Consider the following 18,984-nt stretch of genomic DNA (forward strand, 5'->3'; position numbering starts at 1 on the left):
GACCAGCGGTACGCGTCCTGGTCGCGATGGCGATCGGCGCGGTAACCACCTTGGTGCTGAGTATTGTTCACCCGGTGGACGATCCAGACTCTCTGTCGTCGTCTCGGCCTCAAGTCCTGACTGGCCCCGCGTTCCCGCGTTCCGCGACGTACGTGCTGGATCAGGACAGTTTGCCGCCCATTGCGGAATTGGCCCGTTACGACATGGTGGTCATCGACGCCGAATGGCAGAATCGCATGCCGCGCAGCTTCTTCGAAAGGCTCCGACGCGCCGATGCCTCGGTTCGGATCATCGCGTATCTGAATCCGGTCGACATCATGCCCCGCGTGGGGTCTCCTGAGTACTGGCGGAATGCCTACTCGCTCTGGCAATTCAGAGATTCGACACGGAGTGACTTTCCGGACGAATGGGTGTCCCGGACGGCTGCCGGAGCCACCGTGCACGAATGGCGTGATTACCCGATGGCGAACCTCACCGACCGCGCCCCTCGGGTCGGCGGCCAACTCTACTCCGAGTATCTGGCCAACTGGGTCGCCGACCACGTGTGGTCGACCGGGCTCTGGGATGGCGTCTTCCTCGACGTGTGGGCCGACCGGTTGTTCACCGTGGACCATCCGCGATGGGATATCGCACGGGACGGATATGACCGGGACGCTGACCAGATCTTCGGCCCCGGCAACCCCCTTGACCGTGGACTACGCCTCGGTGAGCGGATCATGCGAACGCGGATGCCGGATGCGATCCTGATGGCCAATGGTGTTCGTGCGCTGCGTGATCAGACTCTGTCCGGACTGGTATTCGAGAGTTTCGCCGACCGCCTCGCCGTACCGTCGGTCACCGAATACAACGCTTGGGCGCGTTATATGAGAGCCCAGGTCGACGGAGGTCTGCGGGGACCCGTCACCGGTATGACGATCAACCGGCGACGGGCACCCGCAGGTTCTGCGGACGATTACCGCCGCGCCCGCCTGTTCCTGACCGCCACGTTGATGCAGAACGGTTGGTGGGCGCCGATGGGGCCCGACTACGGTGCCACCGCCTACTACGACGAACTGGACGGGGGTGGGCTCGGGCGCGGATATCTCGGGCGCCCGCTGGTGGCCGACCCCGATTTGTCCCGGATGTCCGAGGCGGTCGCGGATGGGACGGGATCACCTGCGCCGCAGGTCTTCCGACGGTCCTTTGAGAACGGGACGGTAGTGGTGAACCTCAGTGACCAGTCGCGAACGATCGCTCTGGGCCGTTCATACCGTCATCTCCGAGGCACCCAGGACCCGAATGTGAACAACGGTCGAGTCGTGTCATCGGTGGAGTTGCCGCCGAAGGACGGCATCATCCTGGTCATCGACAAGTGAGAGCGCGACGGCCGTGCGAGGAGATCGCGGTAGAACTCGACGAGGTTCTTTCGGGATGTGTCCCAAGATAATTCGGCCTCCACGCGATGTCTGCCGTAGCTGCCCATCGCGGCGCGCCGTGCCGGATCGTCGAGGAGCTCGCCCAGGGCCACCGCGAAGGCTTCGACATTGTTGTCGGGGACGTACACGGCCGCCTCGCCCGCCGACACCCTGGCCTCGGTGAGATCGAAGGAAACGAGCGGACGGCTCATTGCCATGTACTCGACCACCTTGTTCATTGTGGAGACGTCGTTGAGTGGGTTGTGCGGGTCGGGGGAGAGACAGACCTCCGCGGTACACAGGCACCGCTGGACGAATTCGTCGGGCACCCGACCGGTGAACTCCACCATGTCGGCGATCCCCAGCTCCCGGCTCAGCGCAACCAGATCGGTAAAGGCGTCGCCGGCTCCCATGAACACGCAGTGCAGATCGTCGCGGTGGAGCGTATGCCGATAGTGGGCGAGGGCACGCAGCGCGTGGTCGACGCCATCCTGCGGACCCATCACGCCGAGGTACGCGGCGAGATGGGGCTTTCCGCGGAACAGATCCGGATCCGGTTTGCGAGCAACGAAATTGGTGAGATCGGGTGCACTGCGTACCACCCGGACCCGGTCGGCAGGGCGGCGCCCGCGGGTGAGCGCGACCCGGCGGTAGCTATCGTTTGTCGAGATGACCCCGTCCGACGTGGAGTAGGTGAGTCGTTCGAGTATCAGCGTGAGGCCATACAAGAAAGAACCGCCGCCGGCGAACCGGGACTGGAACAGCTCGGGCACGAGATCATGCTGATCGAACACGAAACGGCTGCCGCCGAACAGTTTCAGTGGCAGACCAACAAGGAAGAACAGATCTGGGGGATTGCAGGCGTGTACGACGTCGATGGGCCCGGCCCGCCGAAGACGAAGGGCAAGGCGTGCGGTGTGCCAGAGCGCCGTTCCGTACTCGCGCAGATACCCGGCCGGTCCGCCTTCGGCGGGGCGGAGCCGATAACGGAGGATGCGTACGCCCTCGATCGTCACGTCGGGTTCGGTGTCCTGTTTCGTGCCCATCGGGCAGATCACGCTGACGCGGTATCCCGCGTCGGTGAGCGCTCGACTTTCCTGCCACACCCGGCGGTCGAAGGGGACGGAAAGGTTCTCCACCAGTATCAGGATGTGTTGACTCATGGTCGATTCTTTCGTGAGGCGACGAGTTCGGTGAGCAAGGCTTCGTAGTGTTGTGCGGTGTGGCGGATATCGAAGTCGCGGTGTGCTCGGCGCAGCCCCGCCTGACCGAGTTCGTGACGAAGTACGGGCTCCTCGGCGAGTAGTCGGAGGCGAGCGGCGAGTGCCCGGTGATCGCCGACCGGGACCAAGAAACCCTCGACGCCGTCGGTGATCATGCCGGGTAATGAGCCGCACGCTGTCGCGACCACCGGAACCCCGGTGGCCATGGCTTCGATCACGACAAGGGGTGCGCCCTCGTGCACCGACGAGAGGCAGCACACGTCGAGACCGGGTAGAAGATCGTCGACGTCGTCACGCAAGCCGACGAAGTCGGTGATCGAGAGTATGCCGAGTTCGCGCGCGAGCGCCCGCAACTCCGTCCCGCGATCGCCGTCGCCGATCACCACGAGCCGGAGATCAGGATTCGTCCGCACGAGTTCGGCGACCGCGGCGAAGAGCACCTGATGGGCTTTCTGCGGCGACAAACGCGCGATGATGCCGATGGTGAATGTGGCGGGTTCGACGCCGAGGCTCGCGCGCGCCGTCGCACGGTCCCTCGCGGTGGCCGGGGGTCTGAGAGTAATCCCGTTGGGAATTACCACCTCTCGCGTCGCGGACGCGGGACCGCGCCCCACGCCTTCTTCGGTTCGTAGGTACGTCCCCTGCTCGGTACTCAAGAGGACGAGGGCATCGACCGACGAGAGCGTACGTACCCGCCACGGTGGCAGCACCCGGCCGCCGACCGAGGTCAGGTCCATGTCGTGCGCCGCCACGACCGACGCCGTGACACCGGCGAGCCGGGCTGCCACCGGACCGAGGGCAAGCGCGGCGCGGTGATGATGCGGTACGAGCACGACATCGGTGCCGCTGTCGCGGAGGTCCGACACCAATGCCACGAAACGACGAGGATCGAGACGTCCCCCGCGCGGAATCACGTCGACATCGAAGCCTGCGTCCCGGAAATCATCGGCCAGTGGGCCTGATTCCCGCAGACATACGATCCGCGGCCGCACCCGTTCGGGATCGAATGTCCGGAACAGGCGCAACAGCAGCTTCTCGACTCCGCCGACGAAGGTCAGATCGAGAATGACGGTCAGGATGACCGGAGATGCCCGATGCGATGGTGCCGGTGCACTCACCGCCATGAGCGCCCGCTCAGTTCGTTCGATCGAACGCTCAAGGGTGAAACACTCTTCGACGCGCCGCCGGGCCGCGACACCCATGCGGCGGCGCAGTTCGGCATCGCGGAGCAGGGTGACGGTGTGCTCGGCGAGTGCGACGGGATCGCGGGGCGGAACCAGGTATCCGGTTTCCGTGTCGAGCAGCATCTCCCGGACGCCGCCGACGTCGGTGCACACCGCCGGTCGCCCGGATGCCATTGCCTCCAGCAGAGCCATCGGAAAACACTCGATCGTGTACGAGCAGAGGACGAACACGTCCATCACACCGAGTAGTTCCGGTATGTCTTCTCGGGCGCCGGTGAACTCGACGTCGTGCTCCAAGCCGAGACGTCTGGCTTCGTCGATCAGGCCGGCACGGATTGCGCCGTCGCCGACGATCAGGAAACGTGCGTCGGGGATCTGTCGTCGGATGTGGACGGCGGCAGCGAGGAAGGTCGCGTGGTCCTTCTCCGGCCGGAGCGCCGCGACGATGCCGACCGTCGGTCGCCGCGCACCGAGATGGCCGGTCGTGCGGTCGAACGGTCCGGGAGTGAAGGGCCCGGTATCGACACCGTTGTGGATGATCGTGACCTTCTGCGCCGGATGTCCGAGATCGTCGGTAAGGTACGCCAATTGTGCTTGAGCCACACCGAAATACGCAGTCGTGCGCCGGTCGAGGAGCCGATCCGCGAGCCGACGGAATCGCCCCCGCGGTTCGGTGTCACCGCAGTTGTGCACCCAGACAACGGTGGCCGGCACGCCGGCGATCCACGCCGCCACGCGTCCCAGTCCCTCGGCGCTGTATCCACGCATGATCACCACATCCGGTGCGAATCGCCGGAACTCGGTGACCAGGTCGCGAACCGCCGCGACCGCCTGACGTTTGGACCGTCCGAGTGCCCGGGCCGGCACGCCCGCGTCCACCAGGTCGCCGAAGAGCTGACCTTCGCCGCCGATGCACACCATCGATGGCTCGAACCGAGTGCGGTCGAGCGCGGACATCAGGGTGATCGCATGACGTTCGGCGCCGCCGATGGTCAGATCGGGAACCACATACAGCACACGCAGGCGCGTGGACGGCTCGGCCGGTGACGTCATCGGGTGACCTTCCGGTAGATCTCGTCGAGTTGCTCGGCGATCCGGTCGCGGTCGAATCGGTTGCACACCCGGCTGTGGGCGCGGCGTCCGTACTCCGTCCGGGCAACCACGTCGGCGGCGATCAGGCGGAGGACATCAGCGAGCGCATCGACATCGTCCCGCGGAATCACAATGCCGGCGTTGTCGGCAAGCATTTCCGGGATGCCGCCGGTATCGGTCGCGACCACGCAGAGGCCGTGTGCCATGGCCTCAAGGACGGCCATCGGCTGTCCCTCGTCGAGCGAGGGCAGCACCAGGGCATGCGCGCCCCGCAGAAGCGCGTCCTTCTGCTCCCGATCGACCCATCCTATGACCGAGACTGATTCGGCGAGTTGGTAATCGGCGACCATGCCGCGGGCACGGTTGACGTCGCCGTCACCCGCTATGGTCAGGTGGACGCTGCCCGGTGCCTTACCGAAAGCCGCCTCCCAGGCCTCGATGAGGGTGAACGTGCCCTTGCGGTCGCCGATCCGGCCAAGAAAGATCGCGTGAAATGGTCCGAGATCCTGGCGGACCGGGTCGGCAGGCGCAATGGCATTGGGCACCACCGCGATCTGAGCCGTCGGGGCGATCACCAGCAGACGTTCGCGCCAGCGGTGACCGAGTGCGATCAGGATGTTCGCGGCGGCGAGCGTCCGGCGGATGTAGCGCTGCACGGGTCGGCGCGCGGTTGCGTGAAATCGGTGGAACTCGGCGCCGTGTATATGCAGGACGATCGGAATCCGAAATAGCACGGCGAGCCACACGACCGTGCTCTTGCGGACGAAACTGCCATCCGACGCCATGTGAACATGAATCAGCGACGGCCGGTTCAGCATGACCGTCATGATGATTCGGGGCAGGGCCGCCAGATAGGTCAGAACGCGGCGCACTACCGCACCATCGGTATGTGTCGCGACATGCCGTATCCGCCACTGCGCCCAGAGCGGTGTCTGCTGCATCGTGAGCACGAAAGACGCTATTCCACCGCGGGTCTGGGTGCTGGTCGAAACCCAGAGCGCGTACTGCTCGTCATGACCTGACATACCCGACCGCCGACTTGTCCCGAACATCCGGTTCGGTGCCGGTCGGCCGGTGCGTATCGGCCGATGAGTGGCGCTCGGCCGCGCCGGTGGCGACGCCGAGGAGGAGGAACACGAGGGCGGTCGGAAAATCGAAGAAGCGTAGATCCACTGTGGTTCCCACGATGATCGTTGTGGCCAGGAGCCCGGCGGCGAGTAGTGCCAGGCCATGGCCGGTCAGTGTGTCGTCGTCGGCCAGCACGCGCATCGCGCGGACGACCCGGAAGACGAGTAGCACGATGACCGCCATCCACAGGAACAATCCGATGACACCCAGTTCAACCAGGATGCCCAATTCGTTGAAGTGGGACGATATCCCATAACCACGAACCCATGGCACCTCCGGGGAGAACTGCCGGTGATGGTAAGTGTTTATCGCGGTGAATCGTCCGATTCCCCACCCGGACAACGGTTCTCGCGAAACAGCCCAGATCGAGGTGGCGAAGGTGTTGAGCCGGTCATCGACCTCGTTCGTGGAGCCGATGCCACCGGCCTCGCGGTCGCTGCTGGTGAAGGCGGACCAGTTGACGAGCACGGCCACCACCATGACCCCGACGGTGGTGAGGAACATTCGCCTGGCGCGACGACCGCATGCCGCGCCGAGCAGCACCACGACGAGAAAGGCCAGCCATACCACGCGGGTGTGCGTGAGATATATCCCGAAGGCCATCGCTCCGGCTCCGACACCGAGAAGGTGACGTACCCAGCGTGGCCGCACGGTGTCGTACGCGACGAGAACAATGGACGCGACGAATCCCGCGATGAGCGAGAGCCCGTTCACCACAGGCTGATTGAACACGCCGTTCGCGCGGCCCGGCCAGTTCGGCGCATCAACGATATATCGGGGCCACACCAGTGACGGTGCGTAGAAGTTGAAGATGCTGACCACGGCAGAGAAAGTTGCGAACGCGACGACGAGGTACAGCACCATACGTACTGAACGGCCCGACGGATAGAGATCACGACCGACGAGGTAGAGCGCAAAGGGGATGGCGACGCCGGTCAGAATAAACCGGTACACCGACACCGTTTCCCCGGAGAGGGGATAGACGGCGCCGAGGCGGTGCGGCGACACCATCGAGAAGATGTTCCACAGCAGGTACAGCACCATCGCACCCTCGAGCCAGCCCAGACGCGGAGCGGGTCCGCGGTGGCCACCGATCCATAACAGGTAGGCGACAACCACTCCGAGGAATGCCAGGATGAACGGATCGACCGGCAGGAAACCGGACACGACAATGCGAAAGAACATGGCGGTCAACAGATATGCGACCGCGATGCGCGGATTGCGTAGACCGATCAACGCCACGAGCAACGCGACGACCCCGAGCGCGGGCATCGCGATGGCGGTCATTGGGTACGGTCTGTTCGCGGTATGTGTCGCTGGATGGCCCGAGGGCGTTCCGGTCCGACGTCCGTCGGCGAGTGATTGGCCGCTGCCGGCACGCCCGACGGCGACCCGGTGGTCGTCGTGGTACTGAAGGACTGCCCGGCGATGTCGGATAATGCTGGTGCGGTGCGCTCCTTGAGTGAATGGATGGCCGCGGCCTGCATCGGATCGGATCCGTTGCGCGAGGGCCGTACGGGTGATTGGCCGTCCGGTGAGTCCTCGGTGGAGGCGTCCGGAAATGGCGGCTGCTCGGCGGGGGGCTGCTCGGCGGGCGCCAGGTCTTTCGGCGGCCGATTTGTGAAGGGGGCGGGGGAGGCGCCGGACGGGAGCGGTTCGGACCGTGCAGAACCTGCTGTACTCGGATCGTCTTTCGGTTCCGCTGTGCCGCTGCGAATCACCCGGTGCCACAGGCGGTCCGGTTTCCGGATGGCAACCACGCCGAGAACGGTGGCTCCGGCTTGCGCCGCCAGAGTCGCTGCGGTCGACAGATCACGTCGCCGGGACAGTCCGTACTCGACGACGAGGATTTGTCCGTCGGCCGCGGCGGCGATGAGCGGGGTGTCCGGATTGTCCGGTGCGGAGGGTGCGATCACGATGACGGTGTCGCCGGCGGTGGTGAGATCGACGAAGAGGCGGCGGAGTAGGTGCGCGTTGACCGGGATCGCGCCGAGCGTTCCGGGACCGATCGTCGCGGGCGCGCCCGACGCCCGGTCGTGACGGATCTCGTCGCCAGTGGCCCGCTCGGCGAGATAATCTGTGAGGCCCGGATCATCTGCGCGTTGCGCCAGGCGTGCGTCGATGAGGACGACGCGCTGCCCGTGCGCTGCAAGGAATTCCGCGGTCGCGCGGGCCACGGTCGCCACTTCGGGGAGTCGGTGTGAAGCGGTGAACACGATTGCCCGCACGCCGGCGCCGTGGTCGCGAAGGATGCCGGTGGCGAGAGTGCCGTATCCGTCGGACGCATCCCGCCGCTCGGGGCGGATCGTCGCCATGGGCCGGCAGCCGGTACATGCGACGATGTCTTCCTCGGACTCCAGACGGCGGGAGAGTGCACCCGTGGCGAGCGCAATCGCACACCCGACCACGATGCCGGCGGCCAGCGCCATCAGCAGTGGTGTCGTCCGGGACGGATCGGTCGCCTGGGCAGGCGACCGGAGATTGAGGATGGCGACTTGATTCGTCGTGTCGGCGTTGAGCTGACTGATACGGTCTTCCATCTGGGTCAACGCTTGCTGAGGTATCACTCCGCCACCGGCCCGGATGTCCTCGTATGGGCGCCGTATCTCGGCGGCCGCTCGAGCGCGGGCAGCCGCGAGTGAGCCATTGATGCTGTCGCGCAATGCGATCGCCGCATCCGCCGCGGCCTTCTCCACCGGTGTGGCGTCGTAGGCGGTTGCGACGATCTGAATCAAGGGGCTGGGCGCGGCGACCTGCGCGGACAAGGAGACGTCAGCCGGGATTTTTGCGTCGGCACGCAATCTCTCCTGGAAGCCGGGCTGTTCGAACAGATCCACATAGCCGTGCGCGAGCATGGAATCTTGTTCCGGCGCACGATTAGGTGACACCACGCCCAGGGTCGAGGTGCTGGAATAGGTCGTGGCCACACCGACGGTCGATATCGCACCGCCGACCACGAACACGAGGGCGGTCAAAACGACGATCCACCATCTTTGTCGTAGTCGTTCGATGTGCACGCGAAATTCATTCGCGGCGATTGGCTTCCCCCGTCTGCGATAGAATTTTGTGCGCCCCCCGGTGCACTTCCGGTTCGCATCGTAACCGCTCTGACCGGCAGTGTCGACGGAACGAGTGCAATCGCAGATGTCTTGGCCGGATATGCCGGTATCGATGTACGCGGTATGGCGGACGCCCTCGAGCAACGGTATGTTGCTCATCGGGGGATCGATCATTCTTGCCTGTTATGGCCAGCGGAAAAGAACTGCGTCTATGAACATCCAGATGGAAGCGCCCGGGGTCGGCGGGCGCGGTCTGCGCATTGTGATCGAGAACAGCGAGTACTGGCTGTGCAATAACGGCGATCTCGCGATGATGGCGGTGACCATCGAGCGGCTACGAGCGAGGTGGCCGCTGGCACGTATCGCGGTGCTCACTGATTCACCGGCACTTTTGCGCGCCTACTTCCCGGACGTCGAGGGCATCACAGTCGGTGACCGAAAGCCATGGGCGGGAGGGCGGCCGATCGATCGGATCGCCGGATTTCTCGGACCGGAATGGGTCGGTCCTGTCGCGATGACCTGGTTGAGATCGCGAGTGTGGTTGCCGCAGAAGGCGCGTGGCGCGCGGCGCCGGCTCGGTCGGGCGTGGCGCCGAGTGACCGGAGGCGTGCCTGTGGTGGATGCACCGACTACCTCGTCGCCGGTGCACCGCGGCTCGTTCGAGGCCGTGGATCAGGCCTCCCTGTTGATCGCTCTCGGTGGTGGCTATCTGACGGATGTCGATGCGGCGCAGGCGCAACGGGTGCTCGGGTTGATCGAGCGGGCGGTAGGGCGCGGGGTCCCGGTGGCGTTGGTCGGCCAGGGGCTGGGGCCGATGGAATCGGCGGCATTGCGCGCCCGGGCGGCCAGGGTGCTTCCCGCTGCGGGGATGGTCGCGTTACGTGAGCGCCTGCGCGGCCCGGAGTTGCTCGACGGGCTCGGTGTTCCGTCCGAGCGAGTACGCGTGACCGGTGACGATGCCATCGAAGGCGCTTACCGCCGTCGACGGGACGCGCCCGGCCCGGATCTGGGGGTGTGCCTACGGGTTGCCGGGTACGCGCCGGTGCCGAAGGACGTTCAGGATGCGGTCGGGCACGCGGTACGGGAGACGGCCCGTCGGCTACGGGCACCGTTGGCGCCGCTGATCATCGCCGAGTATCGATCGCAGGACCGGAAGTCGACGCTGCCGATGGTGCGTGGCTATCGGCCCCGACGTCGACCGGCGGGACGGTACTGCCGGCCCGAAGCGGTCATCGATTGCGTCGGGAATTGCCGAGTGGTGGTCACCGGTGCCTACCACTTGGCCGTTTTTGCCCTGTCGCAGGGCATTCCGGTGGTTGCGCTCAGTTCTTCGACCTACTACGACGACAAGTTCGCGGGTTTGGCGGACATGTTCGGCGGCGACGGATTGACGGTGATCGACCTACGCGCGCCCGACGTTGCACCGGCCGTCGGTACGGCGATCGAGTCGGCTTGGCAGTCCGGTACCGACCTGCGATATCGCCTGCAGGAGAGCGCGCGTGCACAGATCGAGAGCAGTCGCGCCGGATTCGACCGGATGTACCGCATGGTCGACCCGACATTGCCGTCCGAGGCGGGCCGCGGCCAACTGGGCGCGCGGCCGAACCGGGCGCCGGGCTAGGGCAGGAGACGGGGTGGGGGACGCTGGTGACGGATCGTAATGTTCCGGAACCCGAAGCGGACGGGGGCGCGTTACGCCGCAAGGTCGGCAGTGTCGCCACCGCGTCGGCGGCGGCGCTGATCTTCGGCGAGGTCGTGACCTTCGGACAGACCGTAGCCCTGGCGCGGCTGTTGACACCCGCCGAGGTTGGCTGGTTCGTCGCGGGCACCGTGCTGGTGACATTCCTTGGCAACTTCGTCGAGGGGGGACTCCGGTCCGGTCTGATCCACCGTGAGCGCGATCTGCGGGATGCGGCAGAGACTGTGTTCTGGGTGACCCTGGTGGCTGGGCTGGGAATGGGTGTCCTTACGCTGGCTGCTTCGCCGGTGGTCGGCCTCGTCTTCCACAGTGGTGAGGTCGGGGCAGTCGCCGCCGCGACGTCGGGTGTGCTGATCCTGTACTCCGCCACCAATGTTCCGGAAGCCATGCTGCAGCGCGAGTTCAGCGTGCTCCGCCGGCTCGTCGTGGGCCCGTCGGTGGCGCTGTCATATGCGGTCGTCGCGGTGACCTGTGCGGCGCTCGGCTACGGGGTGTGGAGTATGGTCGCCGGGCTGTACGCCTCGTATGTGGTGTGGCTGGTGGCGGTCTGGCTCATTTGCGACTGGCGGCCGGGTCGCGGCAGACTCTCGGTCCGTCTCTGGCGGGAGCTGGCGCGCTACGGATTTCCATTGGTGCTTGGCATGATCGGGGCACGGGTGTACTCGTTGATCGAGTCGGTGTCCGTCGGTCGCGGACTGTCAGCGGCCGACTTGGGGTATTTCCGCTATGGCCAACGCATCTCGATGATTCCGCCCAAGGCCATCATCGAAGTCGGTGCGGTGGCGCTCTTTCCGGCGTTCGCCCGGCTGTCCGGGATGCCCGTGCGGCTGACGTCGGCATACCTGGACGCGCTCCGATGGGCGATGGTCGGCGCCGCTGCGCTGTCCGGTCTCATGATCGCCATCGGTGCCCCGGCCGTCGTGGTGATGTTCGGCGAACAGTGGCGCGCGGCGGGAGTGGTGGTCGTCGGCATGTCCGGCCTCGGCATCGGCAAGGCACTGGTCTCGGTCAGCGAGGAAGTCATCAAAGGCGGTGGGCGGACACGGCTACTGAACTGGTACACCGCCGTCGAACTGGTGGTAGGCGTCGCGCTGTTGCTGGCGCTGATCGGTCCGCTCGGGCTCCTCGGAGTCGGCCTGGCGGTCAGTCTGACCGCGCTCCTGGTCGGCGCGACCTGCGTGCTGCTGGCGCGTCGCGTGGTCACCTTTCACGCGCGGGAGATCGTTTCGGCGACAGTGCCGTCGCTGGTGTGCGCGGCGACGGCCACTGCCTGTACTGCGGCGCTGGAACATTATGTATTGCAGGCTGATTCACATCCAGTGGCGCTCGGGTTGGTTGTGCTGATCGTCGACGGACTTGTGTTCGGGGTGGTGTACGTCGCCGGGTTGGCGCTGCTCGCGCCCGCAATGTTCGGGGTGGCGCTACGCGGTGGCGGGCGCCTCCTGCGGCGCATGAGGAAGGCGTGATCGATGACGCGAGACGTAGCCGCCGGGGCCGACCTCTTGACGGTGGTCATCGGTCCTCGGCAGATCAACGGACACACCGTGTACCTGCGCCCGCCGCAATTCGGCGACTTCGACGACTGGCGGCGGGTACGACTGCATGATCGGCAGTTCATCGAACCGCATTGGGTCAGTTCAGAACTCGACTGGGAGCGCAGGCATTCGCGGCGCCGGTGGATTCGTGAGGTCCTGGATCAGCGACTGGCGGGACGACGCGGTTGCACATTGTCCTCGGCCGTGGTCGTCGATGGCCGATTCGCCGGCCAGGTGAGCCTCAGCGCGATCGATCGCGTGACTCGATCGGCGGAGCTGGGTGCCTGGGTCGATTCCCGGGTGGCGCGCCAGGGCGTGGCCGGAGTCGCCGGGGCAATGCTGGTCGACTTCGGATTCGATGAGTTGGCGCTGGAGCGTGTTACCGCACCGATCGGCGTGTCCAATATTGCGGCCCGCACGACAGCGGAACATCTCGGTTGGTATCGCGAGGCGGTGATGGTCGCGTATCTCGATGTCGGCGGTCGATGCGAGGATCACGATCTGTGGGTGATGACCAAGCGCCGACGGCCCATCGGAGGGCTCACCGCGTGTGCCCTGCGGCGCGATCGCGGGCCGCGTGTGGCGACTCCGGAATTGACCACCGGACCCGACGCGGCATGGTCCGCCCGGATCGTATTCGAGCTGGTGCGGCACCGAATGTGGCGTTGGCGTGCTCGGGTGTCGATGCCACTGCCCTTCCGTCAGGCACCGCTGCCGTGTCGGGGCGGCGCGGTCGAGGTCGTGGCAGACGGTCGCGTGACGCTGACGGCGCGATCGGTGGCGATCGGACTACCGGGGACGGGACGCGTCGGCCGAGGCGCGGATTTCGACGTCGAGGTTGACGGCACAGTGGTCGGTCACTGTGGCTATCGGCTCCAGTTGGACTACCAGTCGTCGGCGCTGTTGTGGATTCGAATCAGCTGTCCGCATAGCGATGACGGGGAGGTGGCGGCGGGCGGAGTGCTCTCCTTCCTGGCGGACCGTGCGTTCGGCGCGCTCGGCGTACGCCGGGTGATGTGTACCTCTCCGGCCGGCGGGCCGACGGCGGCGCTACGGGACTCAGGCCTGCGTTGTGAAGGCCTGTTGCAGGATTTCGTCGATGCCCACGGACGGCATGGTGACCACGAATTGTGGGCGACCACGCGTGACGCCTGGGCTGAGGTCAGTGCAGTTCGACGGCCGAGAGACCGGCGCCCGCATCGCGCAGGCGGTCGACGAGTGCGTCGCCCATGGCGACCGCGGGAGTGAGAACGCCGCTGCGCGCGGGCAGCTTGTCCCGATCCAGAGCCAAGGTGAGGGCGCTTTCGCCGAGCATCATCGCGGTGGCCTTGTAGCCCGGGTCGCCCTTCATCCGGATCTCCGAACGGAAACGACGACCGGTGTCGGTCTCGGTGAAGGTCTGCGTGACGAAAAAGCCCTTCTCCCTGGACTTCTCGCTCGGTCCGTCGCCGGGCTTCGGGAGCAGTCGATCGAGGAGCTTGCGGGTGGGGCCGAAGCTCATCGCGCCGAGGAAGACGCCGGTACCGACGCCGATCGCACCGGAGATCAGTGTCGACAGCCCGGGCACACCGCCGACCGCCATCGTCTCGGCATAACGGAAGTCGGGTCCGTAGGCGTCGTCGAGCAAGGCGTTCGAACGCCGGACGACGCGAGTGTTGTACGACGCCATGAAGAATGGCGCGAGCGTACCCGTCAGCGACGGATCGACCTTGCGTCCGCTGGTGATGGTGATGTCGCTCGGCTGCGACGACAGCGCGGCGCGCGGGGTGCCGTCGGGGCTGCCGGAGAGTGCCTGCGGATTGAGCAGCAGACCGCGGATATGCGGATCCTTCGCCTGCTCGGCGATCACCCGCATGGAATCGATGGTGCCGCCCGAGATCCCTCCGCGCATGGCCTTGACCACCATCGTCGTGTCGGTCATCTTGCCGGCGTCGTCGTCGGTGATGCGCTTGTACAGAAGATAGGCGCCGAGATCGGAAGGAACCGAATCGAATCCGCACGAGTGCACGATGCGGGCGCCGGACCCCTCGGCGATCTCGTGGGCCTTGGCGATGGAGAAGTGGACGAAAGGCACCTCGCCGGTGAGGTCGACGTAGTCGGTGCCCGCCGTGGCGGCGGCGACCACGAGAGCTTCGCCGTAGCGCAGGTATGGGCCGACGGTGCTGCAGACGACGCGGGTCCGGGACACCATGGCGTCGAGTGAACTCGGGGAGGAGGCGTCGGCGATGATCAGCGGCCAGTCCTGCGCGCGCAGCGGCAGCCGGTTGCGGGTGTCGGTGAGTTTGGTCTCTGATCGTCCGGCCAATGCGATCCGGGTGCCGATGGGTGCGTGATCGGCGAGATAACGTGCCGTGAGCTCGCCGACGAATCCGGTGGCACCGAAGACGACGACATCGAACTCGCGCGGTTCCTGAGCGGGTCCCCGTGTCATGTCTCCGACTCTAGTCAGCGGCGGTTGCTCAGTCGAGGACGATCAGGCGATCGGCCAGCGCGGGATAGGCCGCGGACACCTCGTCGTGCAGGTCGGGCAGGGTCAGCCAGACCGAATCGGGTTCGGCCGCCACCAGGTCGTCGGGGGCGATGATCGGTACATCGGTGCCGGGCATCCGCCGTCCCTGCTTCCCGGGTGACGCGTCCGCGACCGCCGTGATGTCGTTGCGGGTCAGCCCTGCCAGAGTGAAGACCGCGACGGCCCGGGACGCCGCACCGTAGGCGTAGCAGCGACCACCCGTCGCCGCGACCGCGTCCACGTGACTGCGGATGCGGTCGACCATCTCGGTGACCGACCGCTGCAGACCGCTCAGGCCGACGGCCGAGCCCAGTCCCATACCGCGCTCGGCCCCAAGGATTTTCGTGACCGAGTCCGACGGTGTGTGCTCACCGTGACGTGCGGCGATCAATACGGTGCCGCCGTAGAGCGGGAATTCCCACGCGTCGGTGATCGACATGCCCGCGGCGGTGAGGAGAGTGTCGAGGGCGCTCAGCGAATAGTAGGCATAGTGACCGTGGCGCAACGACATCCACTGGTTCTGCGCGACGATCGTGGCCAGCGAATGGAATTGGAGGAGCAGCGTGCCGTCCGGGGCGGTGGCCGCCGCGCGCGCTGTCGCCGCGGCCTGCTGATCCGGATCGTGCATCATCCCGAAGCTGTCGAACACCACCTCGGCGGTCGCGCCGGTACCGGCCTCGACCAGCCCCGCGTCGAGAGCCAGGGGCGTCCAGCTCCCGCCGTGCGGGCTGCGGAACTCCGCGACCGACTGACCCGGCCGGAGGACATCCGCCTCGAGCAGGATGCCGATGGCGTCGGCGGCCTGATCCCGCAGGGCTTGCGGTTCGGTACCGAGTGGCTCCTCGGTGGCCGTGTCGTCGGTGACCAATTGCGCGAGGCCGCAGCGACGGCATACGGCCATCTCCAGCTGATGCGCGGTCTCGGCGGCGGTGACCGGTGAGTGCGCCTGAGGGAAGAAGTCGGCAGCGGCCACCTCGCCCAGGTCGAGCACCGGGTCGGGTACGTCCAACCGGCATCCACGACAACGCATTTCAGATCTCCTCCGGCCATTGATGGCGATGGGCGACGCCTGGCATACTCGCCATATGCAGGTCACTGGGACGGACTTCGACGGCGTACTCGTGTTCACCCCGAGTCCGCATACCGACGACCGTGGATTCTTCACGCGTACCTTCGATGCGGACATCTTCGACGACGTGATGGCCGGACAGCGAGACCCGGCGCTGCGCGAACTGAGATCCGTTGATTTCCGGCAGGATTCGCAGTCGCGGTCGTCGGCGGGCGTCATCCGGGGCATGCACGGCAGGCGCGGCGAGGGTGAGGCGAAACTCGTACGCTGCGCGCGCGGAGCGGTCGACGATGTGGTCGTCGATCTGCGTCCCGGCTCTCCGACACGCGGCGAGCACCGTCATTTCCTGCTCGACGACACGAGTTTTCGTCATCTGTTCATTCCTCCGGGCTTCCTACACGGATTCCAGGCCCTCGTCGATTCGGATGTCTGCTACCGGATCAACCGGCCCCATGACCCCACCGAGGACATCGGGGTGTCCTATCGGGATCCTGACCTGGCGATCGAGTGGTCGATGCCGGTCGGTGTGATCAGCCCGCGCGATGCGGCGGCCGGTCCGCTGCGCGACGTCTGGTGACCGTCAGGCACGCGCGCGCAGCACATCGTCGACGCGGCCCTGCGCCTGTAGGTGTTTGAGCCACGCCAGACGGGTGAAGCGTTCGGTGAACGCCTCCCGGGTCAGCGCGTCGGCGGTGTACCGGGCATACAGTTCCTCGGCGCCACGGCGGACATCCCATTCGGCCTTGTAGTCCGGCAGCGCTTCGCGGATGGCGGAGAAATCGACTCGATAGCTCCGGGGGTCGCCGCCGAACTCGCCGGTGATGCGGACCTTCGCCCCGGTGACGTCGGCGACGATGTCGGCGATCTGCGCGACCGTCACGTTGTTCTCTTCGGCGCCCACGTTGAAGGCCTTGGCGTGCACGGTTTCCCGCGGTGCGTCGAGCACCGCGCGGAATGCGGTGGCGATGTCCTCGGCGTGCACCAGCGGACGCCAGGGGGTGCCGTCGGAGAGCACGAGTACCTCACCGGACAGGACGGCACTGCCGACGAGGTTGTTGACCACGATGTCGGCGCGCAGGCGGGGGGAGAACCCGAAGGCGGTCGCGTTGCGCAGTGAGGTGGGGGTGAACGAGTCGTCGGCCAGCGCGGTCAGTTCGGCTTCGACCTTCACCTTGGACACCGCGTACGGCGTCAGCGGATCGAGTTCGGCCGCCTCGGTGACCAGACCCTCACCACCGGACGCGCCGTAGACCGAGCAGGTGGATGCGTACAGGAACCGTTGGACACCTGCCTCTTTCGCCATCCGTGCGAGACGGACCGACGCGTGGTGGTTGATGTCGTGGGTGATCTCGGGTGCCAGTGCTCCGAGCGGATCGTTGGACAGTGCGGCGAGATGGATCACGGCGTCGAACCCGGCGAGATGTTCCGGCGCGACATCACGCAGATCGACGGTCGTGGTCGGTGCGTCGGTGGGTGCCGCCCCCAGGACGCATTCGGCGAACAGGCCGCTGTCGAGGCCGTGGACCTCGTGGCCGGCCGCGGAGATGATCGGCGACATCACGGTGCCGAGGTATCCCTGATTGCCGGTGATCAGTACTTTCATCGCGGGTGCTCCTGAGGTGAATCGGTGGGGTGGGATCGATGGGTCGTCAGACGGTGATGACGGTGGGGTCGGCGACGAAGGCCTCCGCGTAGCGCGACCGGGCGTGGACGCCACGGATGCGCATCAGACCCGCGAAAGCCTCCCGGTCGAACCAGTCGTGGGCAGTCTGCGACGGATAGTGCTCGAAGAGGGTGTCGATCTTGGTTTCCGCGGAGTCGTCGGTCACCGGGATGAGGACGTCCGGGCGCGGTAGATCGTTCTCCCACTTGAGAATTTCGTAGCCCAGGAACATCTGGTCGCGGAACTCGTTGGGGATGATCTGCGCGAGTTGCCGGTGGTCCTGGTGGGCATCGGCGGCCTGCGGGCCGAAGACCAGCTGGGGAGTACAGCTCGCGGCGAATCCCCGGACCGCGGTCTTGACCTCCAGCCAATGGTCCGGGGTGCGACCGTCGGGGAAGGCGGCAATGGTGAGAGCGAGTTCGGCTCCCGGCGTCAGGGCGGTCAGCGCGGCACGTTCCTCATCCGCACGCGGGCCGTCACCACCGGTCAGGACGAGTGCGTGGACCTCGATGCCGGGGTTCGCCCGGCACAGCTGAAACAGTGTGGCGCCCATGCCGATCGCGATGTCGTCGCAGTGGGCACCGAGAACCGCGACCGACGTCACGCCGGTCAACCGGGGGCCGAACATCACTTCTCCCACACCATCCAGGGCCGGTCGCCGTGTGAGTAGGCCTCATCGAGCTGCGCACGTTCCTTGAACGTGTCGGCGGGCTTCCAGAATCCGTGGTAGCGGTAGCCGAACAGCTTGCCCTGCTTGAGAAGTGCGCCGCAGCCGTCCTCGACGAGGTCACCGCCCTCGGGGATGTGTTCGAAGACCTCGTCGGTGAGAATGAAGTAGCCGCCGTTCTCCCACACCGGCCATTCGCTGACCGGTGTGATCGCGGAGACCATGCCGTTGCTGTCGTCGACATCCACGCAGTGGAAGGAGGACTGCGGCGGGACGATCACCATCGAGGCCGCCGCCCCGGATTCCTCGAAGGCGGCGACCATCTCGTCCAGCGGTACGTCGCAGAGGACGTCGGAGTAGTTGGCCAGGAAGGGTTCCCCCGGGTTGAGGTGTCCGCGTACACGGCGCAGACGTTCGCCGATCGCCGACTCGGTCCCGGTGTCGACGAAGGTGATCTGCCAGTCGCTGATGTCGGTCGAGAGCATCTCGACCTTGCCGTCACGCAGGACGAAATCGTTGGAGTGTTCCTCCGAGTAATTGAGGAAGAAGTCCTTGATCGCCTGCGCACCGTAGCCGAGGCACAACACGAATTCCTTGTGCCCGTAGTGCGCGTAGTACCGCATGACGTGCCAGATCAACGGTCGCGGACCGACCATCTGCAACGGCTTGGGTATGGGATCGGAGTCGTTGGCGCGCATACGCATGCCGTAGCCCCCGCAGAACAAGACGACCTTCATGTTTCCCCTCCTGGTGTGGATGCCG

The 18,984-nt window shown here is 66.2% G+C and carries 15 protein-coding genes; 5 read left to right on the forward strand and 10 right to left on the reverse strand.

Annotation, left to right across the window (positions count from 1 at the left end):
- Nucleotides 1-152 precede the first annotated feature (152 nt).
- Complete coding sequence (locus AC4JJG_RS11530) at nt 153-1,355, forward strand: putative glycoside hydrolase (protein WP_495401323.1); 1,203 nt, start codon at nt 153-155, stop codon at nt 1,353-1,355.
- Here AC4JJG_RS11530 and AC4JJG_RS11535 read toward each other — a convergent pair.
- The 5 genes from AC4JJG_RS11535 to AC4JJG_RS11555 all read right to left on the reverse strand — a co-directional run bounded on the left by AC4JJG_RS11535 (nt 1,253) and on the right by AC4JJG_RS11555 (nt 8,996).
- Nucleotides 1,253-2,557 (reverse strand): glycosyltransferase family 4 protein, encoded by a 1,305-nt coding sequence (locus AC4JJG_RS11535; protein ID WP_495401324.1) that lies wholly within the window; start codon nt 2,555-2,557, stop codon nt 1,253-1,255. The two genes, AC4JJG_RS11530 and AC4JJG_RS11535, sit on opposite strands and share 103 nt — an antisense overlap.
- Nucleotides 2,554-4,854, reverse strand: a complete 2,301-nt coding sequence (locus tag AC4JJG_RS11540; protein WP_495401325.1) for a glycosyltransferase — start codon at nt 4,852-4,854, stop codon at nt 2,554-2,556. The genes AC4JJG_RS11535 and AC4JJG_RS11540 overlap by 4 nt, the downstream gene beginning before the upstream one ends.
- Nucleotides 4,851-5,834, reverse strand: a complete 984-nt coding sequence (locus AC4JJG_RS11545) for a glycosyltransferase family 4 protein (RefSeq protein WP_495401326.1) — start codon at nt 5,832-5,834, stop codon at nt 4,851-4,853. Before AC4JJG_RS11545 ends, AC4JJG_RS11540 begins: the two co-directional genes overlap by 4 nt.
- A 70-nt stretch (nt 5,835-5,904) precedes the next feature.
- Nucleotides 5,905-7,308, reverse strand: coding sequence for an O-antigen ligase family protein (locus AC4JJG_RS11550; RefSeq protein WP_495401327.1), 1,404 nt, complete (start codon nt 7,306-7,308; stop codon nt 5,905-5,907).
- Nucleotides 7,305-8,996: a hypothetical protein gene (locus tag AC4JJG_RS11555; RefSeq protein WP_495401328.1), complete on the reverse strand. Its 1,692-nt coding sequence runs from the start codon at nt 8,994-8,996 to the stop codon at nt 7,305-7,307. Before AC4JJG_RS11555 ends, AC4JJG_RS11550 begins: the two co-directional genes overlap by 4 nt.
- 295 nt (nt 8,997-9,291) lie before the next feature.
- On the opposite strand from AC4JJG_RS11555, the gene AC4JJG_RS11560 reads away from it, so the two are divergent.
- From AC4JJG_RS11560 to AC4JJG_RS11570, 3 genes are read left to right on the forward strand one after another with little or no spacing between them, the layout of a single operon-like run.
- A complete protein-coding gene (locus tag AC4JJG_RS11560; RefSeq protein WP_495401329.1) occupies nt 9,292-10,701 on the forward strand; it encodes a polysaccharide pyruvyl transferase family protein in 1,410 nt (469 codons plus the stop codon).
- Nucleotides 10,702-10,727: 26 nt separating this feature from the next.
- A complete protein-coding gene (locus AC4JJG_RS11565) occupies nt 10,728-12,245 on the forward strand; it encodes an oligosaccharide flippase family protein (protein ID WP_495401330.1) in 1,518 nt (505 codons plus the stop codon).
- A 3-nt stretch (nt 12,246-12,248) separates the two neighbouring features.
- Nucleotides 12,249-13,562 carry a GNAT family N-acetyltransferase gene (locus AC4JJG_RS11570; RefSeq protein ID WP_495401331.1) on the forward strand — a complete coding sequence of 438 codons (1,314 nt, stop codon included), beginning with the start codon at nt 12,249-12,251 and terminating at the stop codon, nt 13,560-13,562.
- Here the strand turns inward: AC4JJG_RS11570 and AC4JJG_RS11575 are convergent.
- Together AC4JJG_RS11575 and AC4JJG_RS11580 are read right to left on the reverse strand one after the other, a co-directional pair.
- Nucleotides 13,477-14,745, reverse strand: coding sequence for a saccharopine dehydrogenase family protein (locus AC4JJG_RS11575; RefSeq protein WP_495401332.1), 1,269 nt, complete (start codon nt 14,743-14,745; stop codon nt 13,477-13,479). The two genes, AC4JJG_RS11570 and AC4JJG_RS11575, sit on opposite strands and share 86 nt — an antisense overlap.
- 28 nt (nt 14,746-14,773) lie before the next feature.
- The gene (locus AC4JJG_RS11580) at nt 14,774-15,853 is read right to left on the reverse strand and encodes a transferase (RefSeq protein WP_495401333.1); all 1,080 of its coding nucleotides are present in this window, start codon (nt 15,851-15,853) and stop codon (nt 14,774-14,776) included.
- Between the two features lie 55 nt (nt 15,854-15,908).
- On the opposite strand from AC4JJG_RS11580, the gene AC4JJG_RS11585 reads away from it, so the two are divergent.
- Complete coding sequence (locus AC4JJG_RS11585; RefSeq protein WP_495401334.1) at nt 15,909-16,469, forward strand: dTDP-4-dehydrorhamnose 3,5-epimerase family protein; 561 nt, start codon at nt 15,909-15,911, stop codon at nt 16,467-16,469.
- Between the two features lie 3 nt (nt 16,470-16,472).
- On the opposite strand, the gene AC4JJG_RS11590 is transcribed toward AC4JJG_RS11585, so the two are convergent.
- Genes AC4JJG_RS11590 through AC4JJG_RS11600 form a run of 3 tightly spaced genes read right to left on the reverse strand, consistent with a single transcriptional unit; the run spans nt 16,473 to nt 18,959 of the window.
- A complete protein-coding gene (locus AC4JJG_RS11590; protein WP_495401335.1) occupies nt 16,473-17,495 on the reverse strand; it encodes an NAD-dependent epimerase/dehydratase family protein in 1,023 nt (340 codons plus the stop codon).
- A gap of 46 nt (nt 17,496-17,541) precedes the next feature.
- Nucleotides 17,542-18,183: a PIG-L deacetylase family protein gene (locus AC4JJG_RS11595; RefSeq protein WP_495401336.1), complete on the reverse strand. Its 642-nt coding sequence runs from the start codon at nt 18,181-18,183 to the stop codon at nt 17,542-17,544.
- Complete coding sequence (locus AC4JJG_RS11600) at nt 18,183-18,959, reverse strand: glycosyltransferase family protein (protein ID WP_495401337.1); 777 nt, start codon at nt 18,957-18,959, stop codon at nt 18,183-18,185. Before AC4JJG_RS11600 ends, AC4JJG_RS11595 begins: the two co-directional genes overlap by 1 nt.
- Nucleotides 18,960-18,984 lie beyond the last annotated feature (25 nt).

The organism is Gordonia sp. B8661-1, from assembly GCF_059427765.1.